The sequence below is a fragment of the Paracoccus halophilus genome, assembly GCF_000763905.1.
Taxonomy (GTDB): Bacteria; Pseudomonadota; Alphaproteobacteria; order Rhodobacterales; family Rhodobacteraceae; genus Paracoccus; species Paracoccus halophilus.
On record NZ_JRKN01000003.1, the window covers coordinates 192,374 to 204,632 of the forward strand.

The following is a 12,259-nucleotide window of genomic DNA, read 5'->3' on the forward strand; positions in this document are numbered from 1 at the left end:
ATCAGGACTTGCCGTCACCCAACAGCAGGGAATACCGATATGGACATCGCCGAACGCATCAAGGCCGACCCCGCGCATTGGCGCCTCGCGAACGCCATCCGCGCCCTTTCCATGGATGCGGTGCAGGCCGCGAATTCGGGCCATCCCGGCATGCCGATGGGCATGGCGGACGTTGCCACCGTCCTGTTCCGCAACCACCTGAAATTCGACGCCTCGAGCCCGCACTGGTTCGACCGCGACCGCTTCGTGCTGTCGGCCGGGCACGGCTCGATGCTGATCTATTCGCTGCTCTACCTGACCGGCTACGAGCAGATGACCATCGAGCAGATCCGCAATTTCCGCCAATGGGGCAGCATCACCGCCGGACATCCCGAATACGGCCACGCCGAAGGCGTCGAGACCACCACCGGCCCGCTGGGCCAGGGCATCGCCACTTCGGTCGGCATGGCCATCGCCGAAGAGGCGCTGCGCGCGCAATTCGGCAAGGATCTGTGCGACCACCGCACCTGGGTCATCGCCGGCGACGGCTGCCTGATGGAGGGCATCAGCCAGGAGGCGATCGGCCTGGCCGGCATGCAGAAACTGGGCCGGCTGATCGTGCTGTGGGACCATAACGACATCACCATCGACGGCCGCGTGTCGCTGTCGGACCGGACCGACCAGCTCAAGCGGTTCGAGGCCTCGGGCTGGCGCACGCTCTCCTGCGATGGCCATGACCCGGCCGATATCGACCGCGCGCTGGCCGATGCCGCATCGGGCAAGGACGACCGCCCGGTGCTGGTCGCCTGCAAGACCATCATCGGCTATGGCGCGCCGAACAAATCCGACAGCGCGGGCGTCCATGGCTCGCCCCTGGGCGCCGAGGAGATCGAGGCCGCGCGCAAGGCGCTCGGCTGGACCGCGCCCGCCTTCACCATCCCCGAGGATATCCTGGCCGACTGGCGCGCCATCGGCGCGCGGGGCGGAGCTGCGCGCGACGCCTGGAATGCCCGCGTGGACGCCGCGCCGAACCGCGACGAATTCGCCCGCCGCATCTCGGGCGAGGTCAGCGAGAAGCTGGCCCCGGCCATCGCGGCGCTGAAGGAACAGGCGCTCACGGCCAAGCCCAAGGTCGCGACCCGCAAGGCCAGCGAGATGGTGCTCGAGGTGATCAACCCCGAACTGCCGGAAACGCTGGGCGGTTCGGCCGATCTGACCGGCTCGAACAACACCCGCACCAAGGATCTGGGCATCTTCTCGCCCGAGGACCGCAAGGGTCGCTATATCCATTACGGCATCCGCGAACACGGCATGGCGGCGGCGATGAACGGCATCTGGCTGCATGGCGGCTTCCGCCCCTATGGCGGCACCTTCATGTGCTTTACCGATTATGCGCGCGGCGCGATGCGGCTGTCGGCGCTGATGGGCCTGCCGGTCACCTATGTCATGACCCATGATTCCATCGGCCTGGGCGAGGACGGTCCGACCCATCAGCCGGTCGAGCATCTGGCGATCTGCCGGGCCACGCCCAACACGCTGATGCTGCGCCCCTGCGACCTGATCGAGACCGCCGAGGCCTGGGAGATCGCCCTGTCCAGCGCATCGACCCCCACGGTCATGGCGCTGTCGCGCCAGAACCTGCCGCTGCTGCGCGCGGAGGCGGGCGAAAACCTGACCGCCAAAGGCGCCTATATCCTGCGCGAATCCGGCAAGAAGGAGCCCAGCGTGATCCTGATGGCCTCGGGCTCCGAGGTCGAGATCGCCATCGCCGCCCGCGATGCGCTCGAGGCCCAGGGCGTGCCGACCCGCGTCGTCTCGGTCCCCTCGATGGAGCTGTTCCGCGATCAGCCGGAGACCTATCGCAAGAAGGTGCTGCCCAAGGGCGCCGTGCGCATCGCGATCGAGGCGGGCGTCCGCCAGCCCTGGGACTGGCTGCTGCTGGGCGAGCGCGGCAAGGCCAAGAAGGCGGGCTTCATCGGCATGACCGGCTTTGGCGCCTCGGCCCCGGCGCCGACGCTCTACAAGGAGTTCGGCATCGCCCCCGAGGCGGTCATCGACGAGGCGCTGCGCCTGCTGGGCTGAGCCCGCGACATTCCCGACACACAAGCGGCCGCGCCATCCGCGCGGCCGTTTTCATGCGCCGGGGCAGCCGGGCTATGGACCCTGACCGACCTGCCCGGCATAACGGGCGGGAACGGAGACCCATCATGAGATTGCCACCTCCCGAACCCGGCGCCCTGCCGCCGGTCATCGCGCCTGCGGGCGATCCGGCGCGCAAGACGCAGATGCTGGGCATCGCGCTTTTGCTGCTGGCGATCATGGTATTTGCGCTGATGGATGCGACCGCCAAATACCTGAGCCAGAGCTACCCGCCGGCGCAGATCGTCTGGGCGCGTTTCGTCGGCAATCTGCTGATCGTCGCGGCGATCCTGGGGCCGCGCCTGCGGCGCAGCTTCGTCAGCAAACAGCCCCGGCTGCAATTCGCGCGCGGGCTGTCGCATATCTGTTCATCGGCGCTGTTCTTTACCTCGCTGCAATTCATCGGCCTGGCAGAGGCGACCGCGATCATGGATATCAACCCCGTGCTGATCACCCTGGGCGCGGCGCTATTCCTGGGCGAATCCATTGGGTTGCGCCGCATTCTTGGGATTGCCGCGGCGCTCTGCGGCGCGTTGATCATCATCCGCCCCGGCGCCGGCGTGTTTCATCCCGCGGCGCTGCTGCCGCTGGTCGGGGCCTTCACCTATGCCGCGGGCGCCATCCTGACGCGGCTGACGCGCAGCGATTCCACCGCCACCTCGATCCTGTGGTCGGCGGCGGTGGGATCGGTGCTGTCCTCGCTGGTGGTGCCGTTCTTCTGGCAGCCGGTCGCGACGGGCGATCTGTGGGCCTTTGCGGTTCTGGGGATTCTCGGCGCCATATCGCAGGCATTGCTGATCCGCGCCTTTGCCATGGCCGAGGCCTCGGCCATCGCGCCTTTCGGCTATACCGGGCTGATCTGGGCGGGCTTGTGGGGCTGGCTGTTCTGGGGCACGATCCCGGACATCTGGACCGTGACCGGCGCATTGATCATCGTCATCGCCGGGATATATGTCTGGATGCGCGAGGCCCGCGCGATGCGACAGACCTGACAGACAGGACCGCCATGCCCGCCACCAAAGCCGATCCCGAGGAGCCCCATGATCCGGTCGCGCTGCGCGACCGCATCGCGAACGCGGCCTTTCTGGCGGTGATGGGGCTGGCGCGCATCCTGCCCTATGAAAGGCGCATCCCCGCCATGGGCTGGTTCTTTGCGCATTTTCTGGGTCCGCTGGCCGGCTGGCGCAAGCGGATCCGCAACAATCTGGCGCTGGCCCGGCCGGACCTGTCCCCGCACGAGGCCCGCCGCCTGACCCGCACGGTGCCCGCCAATGCCGGGCGCTCGCTGGCGGAAATCTATTCGGGGACCGAATTCACCGACCGCATCCATGCCGCCGATCCCCTTTGCGGCCCCGGCCTGCCGGCGCTGGAACAGGCGGCGCAGGCGGGGCGGCCGGTCATTCTGGCGGTCGCGCATTTCGGCAATTACGACGCCATGCGCGCGGCGCTTTCCGGGCGCGGCTGGCCGGTCGGGGCGCTTTACAGGCCGATGAACAACGAGGCCTTCAACCGCCATTACATCCCCGCCATGCGCGCCATCGCCGAACCGATGTTCCCGCGCGGCCGCGCGGGTCTGGCCTCGATGCTGCGGTTTCTCAAGGGCGGCGGCTGGATGGCGCTCGGCTTCGACCAGTTCGACGGCCATGGCGCCGAGCTGACCTTTTTCGGGCTGCCGACGAAAACCGTGCTGACCCCGGCCGAACTGGCGATCCGCTATGACGCGCTGATCCTGCCCGTCGCGGGCATCCGCCGGCCCGACGGGCTGAGCTTCGACGTGCGGGTCGGCGAGCCGGTCGCGCATGGCGAGCCGGCGGCCATGATGCAGGCGCTGAACGACGATCTCGAGCAATTGATCCGCACCCATATGGAGCAGTGGTTCTGGGTGCATCGGCGCTGGAAACGCAGGCGCTAGGCGGCGAACCCCTTTCCCTCGGGTTGTGGGAAGGTTTATAAGATGCCAAGGCTGCCAGGCACGGAACACGGCACCAGCAACAAGAACAGAGGACGGCATGAGCGACGATTCCCCAAAAGCCGGTCAAGGCAAGCGCCATCACGAAGGCGATGTGGCTTTCATTCAGTCCCTTGCAGAGTTGCTCAACCGCAACGAACTGACCGAACTGACCGTCAAGCGCGAATATGACGAAAACGACCGGCTGACGGTCAGCCTGTCGAAACAGTCGCGACAGATCGCCGTCCAGGCCGCGCCGGCAGCGGCGCCGCTGGCCCCCGCCCCTGCCGCCGCCGCGATCCCCGCGCCCGCCAGCGCGGCCGCGGCCCCCGCCGACGATCCGGCCAGCCTGCCGGGCATCGTCACCTCGCCGATGGTCGGCACCGCCTATCTGGCGGCCGAGCCGGGCGCCGCGCCCTTTGTCTCGATCGGTCAGCAGGTCAGCGAGGGCGACACGCTGATGATCGTCGAGGCGATGAAGACCATGAACCACATCCCCTCGCCCCGCACCGGCACGGTCCGACGCATCCTCATCGACGATGGCAGCCCGGTCGAATTCGGCGCCCCCCTGATGGTCGTCGAGTGAGGCAGCCATGTTCGAAAAGATCCTGATCGCCAACCGTGGCGAGATTGCGCTGCGCGTCATCCGCGCCTGCCGCGAGATGGGCATCGCCTCGGTCGCGGTCCATTCGACCGCCGATTCCGACGCGATGCATGTGCGCATGGCCGATGAATCGGTCTGCATTGGCCCGCCCGCCTCGCCGCAAAGCTATCTGTCGCAGCCCGCGATCATCTCGGCCTGCGAAATCACCGGCGCGCAGGCGATCCATCCGGGCTACGGTTTCCTGTCCGAAAATGCCGGCTTCGTGCAGATGGTCGAGGATCACGGCATCGCCTTCATCGGCCCCTCGGCCGAACATATCCGCATCATGGGCGACAAGATCACCGCCAAGGAGACCGCCAAGGCGCTTGGCATCCCGGTGGTGCCCGGCTCGGATGGCGGCGTGCCCGATGTCGAGGCCGCCAGGCGGGTGGCGCGCGAGATCGGCTATCCGGTCATCATCAAGGCGACCGCCGGCGGCGGCGGTCGCGGCATGAAGGTCGCACTGGACGAGGCCCAGCTCGAGGTCGCCTTTCGCACCGCGCGCAGCGAGGCCAAGGCCGCCTTCGGCAACGATGAGGTCTATATCGAGAAATACCTGCAGCGCCCGCGCCATATCGAGATCCAGGTCTTTGGCGACGGCAAGGGCCGTGCCGTGCATCTGGGCGAGCGCGACTGTTCGCTGCAGCGCCGCCACCAGAAGGTCCTGGAAGAGGCCCCCGGCCCCGTCATCACCGCCGAACAGCGCGACCGGATCGGCGCCATCTGCGCCAATGCCATGGCCGAACTGGGCTATCGCGGCGCCGGCACCATCGAATTCCTGTTCGAGGATGGCGAGTTCTATTTCATCGAGATGAACACCCGCCTTCAGGTCGAGCATCCGGTGACCGAGGCGATCTTTGGCGTCGATCTGGTCCGCCAGCAGATCCTTGTCGCTTCGGGCGCGGAAATGGAGTTCCGGCAAGAGGATCTCCGGATCGACGGCCATGCCATCGAGGTCCGCATCAATGCCGAGAAACTGCCGAATTTCGCGCCCTCGCCGGGCCGGATCAGCCAGTATCACGCGCCGGGCGGGCTTGGCGTGCGCATGGACAGCGCCATCTATGACGGCTACCGCATCCCGCCCTATTACGACAGCCTGATCGCCAAGCTGATCGTGCATGGCCGCGACCGGCCCGAGGCGCTGGCCCGGCTGCGCCGGGCGCTTGGCGAGTTGATCGTGGACGGGGTCGATACCACCGTGCCGCTGTTTCTTGAATTGCTGGACAATCCCGATATCCAGAGCGGAGATTATTCGATCCACTGGCTGGAGAAGTGGCTGGCCGCGCATAACGCGACCTGACCCGATCCGATCCCGCCCGCGCGGGGAGGCTGTCGCATGAGCGCATTCCTGACCGCCCGCACCATGCTCGAGGGCTATGCCAGGGGGATCTTTCCCATGGCCATGTCGGCAAGCGATCCCCAGCTTCACTGGTTCGAGCCGACCATGCGCGGCATCCTGCCCGTGGGCGGGGTCCATGTCTCGCGCTCGATGCGGCGGCTGCTGCGCCACAGCGACTGGCGCGCCGGCATCAACGGCGCCTTTTCCCAGGTGATCGACGGTTGCGCCGATCGTCAGGACACCTGGATCAATTCCGAACTGCGCAGCCTGTACGGCGAGCTTTTCCGCCTTGGCCATACCCATTCGCTGGAGGTCTTTGCCGGCGGGCGGCTGATCGGCGGCGTCTTCGGCCTGTCGCTGGGCCGCGCCTTTTTCGCCGAAAGCATGTTCTCGCGCGCCGATAACGCCTCCAAGGCGGCGCTGATCTGGATGTCGGCGCATCTGGCGCGCTGCGGCTTCACGCTATGGGACACGCAATATCCCAGCCCGCATCTTGCCTCGATGGGCGGGCAGACGGTCGCGCGCCCGCAATATCGCACCTTGCTGAAGCTGGCGCTACGGGGGCATGCGGATTTCACCGGCCATGCCCTGCCCGACCCTCAGGCGCTATTGCACGAGATTACCCAGACATCGTAACGCGCATCGTCCAGCGCCGACAGCGCCGGCGACGAGGCGATCATCCAGCCCGCGAACACCCGCGAGTTGATCCGCTGATCGCTGATCGTCATTTGCGCATAGGCGTCGGAACTCGGATCCGCCGCCGGATAGCGGCATTCGCCCAGCACGATGCGCAGCCGGCCGAAATCCGCGCTTTCGCCCACGCCAAGGGTGAAATCCCGGGTCTGGCCGGTCACCTTGTCGAGCGCCCGCAGCAGCGCACCGTCACCGCGCGCCGTATCCGGGCCGCGTGCGGCGGCGGCGGCGGCCTCGCGCTCGGCGGCCGAGGGCTCGGCCGGGACGATCGCCTCGGGATCGTCGCTGAAGGCCGGATCGACCATCAGCTGCTCATCCGCTGCCGGATCCCCCTCGGCATCCCCGTCCTGCGCGAGAGCCGGCGTCGCGGCCAGCAGCAGGCACAGGCCGGCGCGGATCAGCAGGTCATTCATCGCCATCTTCCGAACCCTGCGAATCCACGAATTTCATCATCAGCGACAGCAGGCTGACCGCGCCCTGCACATCCTCGATCTCGTCCCCGGGTTGCAGATCGTCCGGCGCGCCGCCCGGCTGCAGCTCGATATAGGAGCCGCCCAGCAGCCCGTCGGACTGGATCAGCGCCGCGCTGTCGCTGGGCAGGCGGATGGTTTGCGGGATCCGCAGCCGCGCCTCGGCGTAATAGGTCTGCGGATTCAGCTCGACCCCGGCGACGCGCCCGACCTTGACCCCGGCGACGCGGATATCGGTCCCCGCCTCGATCCCGTCGACATTGGGAAAGGCGGCGCGCAGTTCATAGCTGCCGCTTCCCAGATTCGAGGCCAGACTGCCGCCCGAGGTGGACCAGACCAGAAACCCCGCCGCGACGGCCAGAACCGTGGCGCCAACCCAGAATTCGGCCCGTTCGGCGGCGTTGTTCATCGGCCTACTCGGGCTGCCAGGCGTCGTAATCGCGCCGTTCCGCCGGCTCGGCGCGATAAAGCGACCCCGCCGGGTGATAGGCGCCGGTCGTGCCGGTCAGGTTGGGCTTGTGCGGTTTTTCCCAAGCCTTGTGGGTCAGCGGCTCCTTGGTCGGCGGCTCCTTATAGGTGTGGTGCAGCCAGCCATGCCATTCGGGCGCGACCCGGCTTGCCTCGGATTCGCCGTTATAGATGACCCAGCGACGCTTGCCACCGCCGGACTGGTAATAGATGTTGCCCTGTTCGTCCTCGCCGACCTTTTCGCCGTAAAGCCGGGTCCAGACCTGAGTGTTCAGGGTCTGGCTGTTCCACCAGGTCAGGATGCGCAGCAGAAACGACATGGGTGATGGACCTCTTGCAGCGGTGTCGGCCGAGATATGGCGCAAACCGCCCCGAAGGTCCAGAGAGCTTGCGCCCCGCGACCGCGCCGGTCATGTCGCGTCGTGAAAGATGATGCCCAGCGTATGCCGCACGCCGCTGCGCAGCCTGCTGACGCCATGGCGCATGTTGACGCGGTAATCGCCCCGGCTGCCGCGCACAGGGCGGCCATGCACGGCAAAGACCACCGCGTCGCCCTGTTCCAGCGGCACCACCTCGGCCCGGCTCTGCATGCGCGGACGCTGTTCGGTGAGCACGAATTCGCCGCCGGTGAAATCGTGGCCGGGCCGAGACAGCAGGATCGCCACCTGCAGCGGAAAGACCAGATCGCCATAGATGTCCTGATGCAGGCAGTTGAAATCGCCCGTCCCGTATTGCAGCAGCAGCGGCGTGGGCCTGATCTGGCCGGCGGCATGGCACAGGGACAAAAACCCGGCATGGTCGTCGGGATAGCGCATCCCGATCCCCATGCGCGCGTTCCAGTCATTGCCGATCCGCGCCAGAGGCAGGTAAAGCGCCTCGCGCAATCCGGCCACAAGCGGTGGCAGCGGATAGGCGAAATAGCGGTATTCCCCCTTGCCGAACCCGTGCCGGGCCATGTGGACATGGCTGCGGAAATGCCGTTCCTCCGGGTAAAGCAGGGCCAGCGCGCGACATTCCTCCGGCTCCAGCAGGCCGGGCAGGATCGCGCAGCCATGCTCGTTCATCTGGGCGGCGACCGCGTCCCAGTCATGGCGCGCAAGCCGCGTGCCGGCCGCAAGCATGCCGGCATCATCCGGCGCGGTCATGCCGCCGCTTCCTTGTCCAGAAGCGCGCGCTTGCGTTCGACGCCCCAGCGATAGCCCGACAGCGCGCCGTCATTGCGCAGGACCCGGTGGCAGGGGATCGCCACCGCCAGCCGGTTCGACGCGCAGGCCTGCGCCACGGCGCGCACCGATTTCGGCGCCCCGATGCGGCGCGCGATCTCGGTATAGCTGGCGGTCTGGCCGGCCGGAATCTGGCGCAGCGCCTGCCAGACACGTTGCTGAAAGGCGGTGCCGCGAATGTCCAGCGGCAGGTCCAGCCCGATACGCGGCGCCTCGACAAAGCCGACGACACGGGCCACGCGCTCCTCGAAGGCCGCATCGGCGCCGATCAGATTGGCACGCGGAAAGCGGTCCTGAAGATCGCGCAGCAATTCCTCGGGATCGTCGCCAAGCGCGATGGCGCAGATGCCGCGCGCGCTTTCCGCGACCAGGATCGCGCCCAGCGAGCATTGCCCCAGGGCAAAGCGGATATCGGCATCCTTGCCGCCCTGGCGATAGGCCGAGGGGGTCATGCCCAGAATCCGGTCGGACTGCTCGTAAAAGCGGCTGTTCGAGTTGAACCCGGCCTCATAGATCGCATCCGTCACCGAGCCCTTCGGACCCTCCAGCGCGCTGCGCAGCCGCCCCGCGCGATGTGCGCTGGCCCAGCCTTTCGGGGTCAGGCCGGTGATCGCCCGGAACTGGCGGTGAAAATGCGACGGGCTCATCCCCACCCGTTGCGCCAGATCGTCCAGCCGCGGCATTTCCTCGGACCCGGCGATCAGCCGGCAGGCCTCGGCCACGATGGCGGCATTGGCCTGCGCCGCCGACTGACCGCGCGGATGGCAGCGCCGGCAGGGGCGAAAGCCTGCCGCCTCGGCCTCGGCCGGGGTCGCGTGGAAGCTTACGTTCTCCGGCCGCGCCCGGCGCGAGGGGCATGAGGGGCGGCAATAGACGCCCGTGGTCCTGACCGCATAGACGAAGCTTCCGTCCGCATCCGCATCGCGGGCGATCACGCTTTGCCAGCGGGGATCACGTTCGGTCTGGGTCATGCGGGCCGGTTTCATATCGTTTGGCATCGGAGCGCCCTGTCTTCTGGGAAATGTCGATGCTGACAGGTTTAGCGTCAAGGGCCGCGGGCCTCACTCCGCTCCTTGCTTTCAAATCTTATAGGGCATGGCGAAAGGTCAGGTTCAGGCGCAGCGCCCCGGTTTTCGGATGCACACCGTCCCTGAGCGTCAGAATCCCGTGATGGTTCAGCCGCGACGGCCCGCCCCAGACCAGCACATCGCCATGCAGCAGCGGATATTTCGCGACCGGATCATTGCGCCTGCGCCCGCCGAACTGGAACATCGCCGGCAGCCCCAGCGAGACCGAGACGATGGGCTGCGCAAGATCGCGCTCGTCCCGGTCCTGATGCAGCCCCATCCGCGCACCGGGCGCGTAACGGTTGATCAGACAGGCATCGGGGCGGAAACCGGGATAGCCCGCGTCACGCGCCGCGTCGGTGGCCAGATCGGCAAAGCAGCCGGGCATCTCGGGCCAGGGCCGGCCGGTCTCCGGGTCCAGCGGGTCATAGCGGTAGCCGCGGCGATCCGTCACCCAGCCGGCGCACCCGCAATTCGTCATCGCGACCGACATGGCGCGGCCGCCCGGCGTCACCATGTTGCGAAACGGCGCCGCCAGGGCGACCTGTTCGATCGCCGCCAGCAGCCGGTCCTGCGACGCCACGGCATGGCCGCGCAAGAGCAGCGCGCCCTCGGCCAGCGCCAGGCGCGCCGTCTGGGGCGGATCGTCCTGACCGAAAAGCTCGCCCGTCATTTCGCCCTCCCCTCGCCGGATATGGCTATCGTCATGGCAGATCGCGACCGTATCCGCACGCCGATTCTCGGCCGTCGAATTCCGGTCGCGCCGGCCGTTCCCGGCACCGCGCGCAGGTCTGGCCCCATGCGCGGATCAAATCTGGCTCTATTCATGCAGCCCGATCGGGCGCAAGCAGGGGAAACCGCTTTTCCCCGTTGGAGGTCCCGCCATGACGCTTGATCTGAATCCCAACGACATGACCCATGTCGTCGCCGCCGACCGCGAACATGTCTGGCACCATCTCAGCCAGCACAAGCAGTATGAAACCATCGACCCCCGCGTCTTTGTCGAGGGCAAGGGCATGCGGCTGTGGGACGCGACCGGCAGGGAATTCCTTGACGCGGTTTCGGGCGGGGTCTGGACGGTAAACGTGGGATATGGCCGCGAAAGCATCGCCAATGCTGTGCGCGACCAGTTGCTGAAGCTGAACTATTTCGCCGGCTCGGCCGGCACCGTGCCCGGCGCGATCTTTGCGCAGCGGCTGATCGACAAGATGCCGGGAATGAGCCGGGTCTATTATTCCAACTCGGGCTCCGAGGCGAATGAAAAGGTCTACAAGATGGTCCGGCAGATCGCCGCGCGCCATCACGGCGGCCGCAAGTGGAAGATCCTCTATCGCGACCGCGACTATCACGGCACCACCATCGGCACGCTGGCGACCTCGGGTCAGGATCAGCGCGCGATGCATTACGGCCCCTTCCCCGACGGGTTCGTACGGGTGCCGCATTGCCTCGAATACCGCAAGCAATGGGATGTCGAGAATTACGGCGAACGCGCCGCCGACGCCATCGAGGAGGTGATCCTGCGCGAAGGCCCCGACACGGTAGGCGCCATCGTGCTGGAGCCGGTGACCGCCGGCGGCGGCGTCATCACGCCCCCCGAGGGCTACTGGCAGCGCGTGCAGGAAATCTGCCGCAAATACGATGTGCTGCTGCATATCGACGAGGTGGTCTGCGGGCTGGGCCGCACCGGCACCTGGTTCGGCTATCAGCAATACGGGATCGAGCCGGATTTCGTGACCATGGCCAAGGGCGTGGCCTCGGGCTATGCCGCGATTTCCTGCACCGTCACGACCGAGCGCGTCTTCGAGATGTTCAAGGACGCGCCCGAGGATGGCACCAGCTATTTCCGCGACATCTCGACCTTTGGCGGCTGCACCGCGGGGCCGGTCGCGGCGATCGAGAACATGCGCATCATCGAGGATGAGAACCTGCTGGAAAACACCACCCGCATGGGTGAGCGGGTGCTGGCCAACCTGCATCAGCTGATGGAAAAACACGCGGTGATCGGCGATGTGCGCGGCAAGGGGCTGTTCTGCGGCGCGGAACTGGTCGCCGACCGCCAGAGCAAGGAGCCGGCGGAGGAGAAAAAGGTCCAGGCGGTGGTCGCCGAATGTCTGGCGCAGGGGGTGATCATCGGGGCGACCAACCGTTCGCTGCCGGGGATGAACAATACGCTCTGCCTGTCGCCGGCGCTGATCGCCACGCCCGACGATATCGACCGCATCACCGATGCCATCGACAATGCGCTGAGCAGGGTCTTTGCCTGAGGGCATGGCCGTCCGGGCTTGATCCG

The 12,259-nt window shown here is 67.1% G+C and carries 13 protein-coding genes; 7 read left to right on the plus strand and 6 right to left on the minus strand.

Going from position 1 to position 12,259, the window contains the following annotated elements:
• Window positions 1-39 precede the first annotated feature (39 nt).
• The 6 genes from tkt (at window position 40) to aat (ending at window position 6,684) form a co-directional block, all read left to right on the plus strand.
• A complete protein-coding gene (gene tkt, locus IT41_RS03435; RefSeq protein ID WP_036738774.1) occupies window positions 40-2,061 on the plus strand; it encodes a transketolase in 2,022 nt (673 codons plus the stop codon).
• Between the two features lie 125 nt (window positions 2,062-2,186).
• Complete coding sequence (locus IT41_RS03440; protein ID WP_036738775.1) at window positions 2,187-3,110, plus strand: DMT family transporter; 924 nt, start codon at window positions 2,187-2,189, stop codon at window positions 3,108-3,110.
• Between the two features lie 14 nt (window positions 3,111-3,124).
• Entirely contained in the window at window positions 3,125-4,030 is a 906-nt protein-coding gene (locus IT41_RS03445; RefSeq protein ID WP_052081250.1) for a lysophospholipid acyltransferase family protein, read from the plus strand.
• 97 nt (window positions 4,031-4,127) lie between these two features.
• Window positions 4,128-4,652: an acetyl-CoA carboxylase biotin carboxyl carrier protein gene (gene accB, locus IT41_RS03450; protein WP_052081251.1), complete on the plus strand. Its 525-nt coding sequence runs from the start codon at window positions 4,128-4,130 to the stop codon at window positions 4,650-4,652.
• A gap of 7 nt (window positions 4,653-4,659) precedes the next feature.
• On the plus strand, window positions 4,660-6,009 hold the full coding sequence (gene accC, locus IT41_RS03455) for an acetyl-CoA carboxylase biotin carboxylase subunit (protein WP_036738776.1): 1,350 nt from the start codon (window positions 4,660-4,662) through the stop codon (window positions 6,007-6,009).
• 36 nt (window positions 6,010-6,045) lie between these two features.
• Window positions 6,046-6,684, plus strand: a complete 639-nt coding sequence (gene aat / locus IT41_RS03460) for a leucyl/phenylalanyl-tRNA--protein transferase (protein ID WP_036738777.1) — start codon at window positions 6,046-6,048, stop codon at window positions 6,682-6,684.
• Here aat and IT41_RS03465 read toward each other — a convergent pair.
• The 6 genes from IT41_RS03465 to alkB form a co-directional block, all read right to left on the minus strand.
• Window positions 6,648-7,160 carry a DUF2155 domain-containing protein gene (locus IT41_RS03465; protein WP_231564685.1) on the minus strand — a complete coding sequence of 171 codons (513 nt, stop codon included), beginning with the start codon at window positions 7,158-7,160 and terminating at the stop codon, window positions 6,648-6,650. The genes aat and IT41_RS03465 overlap by 37 nt on opposite strands.
• Complete coding sequence (gene mlaD, locus IT41_RS03470) at window positions 7,147-7,620, minus strand: outer membrane lipid asymmetry maintenance protein MlaD (protein ID WP_036738778.1); 474 nt, start codon at window positions 7,618-7,620, stop codon at window positions 7,147-7,149. Before mlaD ends, IT41_RS03465 begins: the two co-directional genes overlap by 14 nt.
• 4 nt (window positions 7,621-7,624) lie before the next feature.
• Complete coding sequence (locus IT41_RS03475; RefSeq protein WP_036738779.1) at window positions 7,625-7,999, minus strand: NADH:ubiquinone oxidoreductase subunit NDUFA12; 375 nt, start codon at window positions 7,997-7,999, stop codon at window positions 7,625-7,627.
• 90 nt (window positions 8,000-8,089) lie between these two features.
• Window positions 8,090-8,824 carry a 2OG-Fe(II) oxygenase gene (locus IT41_RS03480; protein WP_036738780.1) on the minus strand — a complete coding sequence of 245 codons (735 nt, stop codon included), beginning with the start codon at window positions 8,822-8,824 and terminating at the stop codon, window positions 8,090-8,092.
• A complete protein-coding gene (ada, locus tag IT41_RS03485; protein WP_197055974.1) occupies window positions 8,821-9,873 on the minus strand; it encodes a bifunctional DNA-binding transcriptional regulator/O6-methylguanine-DNA methyltransferase Ada in 1,053 nt (350 codons plus the stop codon). Before ada ends, IT41_RS03480 begins: the two co-directional genes overlap by 4 nt.
• Before the next feature lie 115 nt (window positions 9,874-9,988).
• A complete protein-coding gene (alkB, locus tag IT41_RS03490) occupies window positions 9,989-10,642 on the minus strand; it encodes a DNA oxidative demethylase AlkB (RefSeq protein WP_036738782.1) in 654 nt (217 codons plus the stop codon).
• 211 nt (window positions 10,643-10,853) lie between these two features.
• On the opposite strand from alkB, the gene tpa reads away from it, so the two are divergent.
• On the plus strand, window positions 10,854-12,233 hold the full coding sequence (tpa, locus tag IT41_RS03495; RefSeq protein WP_036738783.1) for a hypotaurine--pyruvate aminotransferase Tpa: 1,380 nt from the start codon (window positions 10,854-10,856) through the stop codon (window positions 12,231-12,233).
• Window positions 12,234-12,259 lie beyond the last annotated feature (26 nt).

What these genes read in the sequence shown, in the direction of transcription:
- tkt (WP_036738774.1), top strand. Translation starts at nt 40, where the DNA reads ATGGACATCGCCGAACGCATCAAGGCCGACCCCGCGCATTGGCGCCTC.
- mlaD (WP_036738778.1), bottom strand. Translation starts at nt 7,620, where the DNA reads ATGAACAACGCCGCCGAACGGGCCGAATTCTGGGTTGGCGCCACGGTT.
- IT41_RS03480 (WP_036738780.1), bottom strand. Translation starts at nt 8,824, where the DNA reads ATGACCGCGCCGGATGATGCCGGCATGCTTGCGGCCGGCACGCGGCTT.
- IT41_RS03445 (WP_052081250.1), top strand. Translation starts at nt 3,125, where the DNA reads ATGCCCGCCACCAAAGCCGATCCCGAGGAGCCCCATGATCCGGTCGCG.
- accB (WP_052081251.1), top strand. Translation starts at nt 4,128, where the DNA reads ATGAGCGACGATTCCCCAAAAGCCGGTCAAGGCAAGCGCCATCACGAA.
- accC (WP_036738776.1), top strand. Translation starts at nt 4,660, where the DNA reads ATGTTCGAAAAGATCCTGATCGCCAACCGTGGCGAGATTGCGCTGCGC.
- ada (WP_197055974.1), bottom strand. Translation starts at nt 9,873, where the DNA reads ATGACCCAGACCGAACGTGATCCCCGCTGGCAAAGCGTGATCGCCCGC.
- aat (WP_036738777.1), top strand. Translation starts at nt 6,046, where the DNA reads ATGAGCGCATTCCTGACCGCCCGCACCATGCTCGAGGGCTATGCCAGG.
- alkB (WP_036738782.1), bottom strand. Translation starts at nt 10,642, where the DNA reads ATGACGGGCGAGCTTTTCGGTCAGGACGATCCGCCCCAGACGGCGCGC.
- IT41_RS03440 (WP_036738775.1), top strand. Translation starts at nt 2,187, where the DNA reads ATGAGATTGCCACCTCCCGAACCCGGCGCCCTGCCGCCGGTCATCGCG.
- IT41_RS03475 (WP_036738779.1), bottom strand. Translation starts at nt 7,999, where the DNA reads ATGTCGTTTCTGCTGCGCATCCTGACCTGGTGGAACAGCCAGACCCTG.
- IT41_RS03465 (WP_231564685.1), bottom strand. Translation starts at nt 7,160, where the DNA reads ATGGCGATGAATGACCTGCTGATCCGCGCCGGCCTGTGCCTGCTGCTG.
- tpa (WP_036738783.1), top strand. Translation starts at nt 10,854, where the DNA reads ATGACGCTTGATCTGAATCCCAACGACATGACCCATGTCGTCGCCGCC.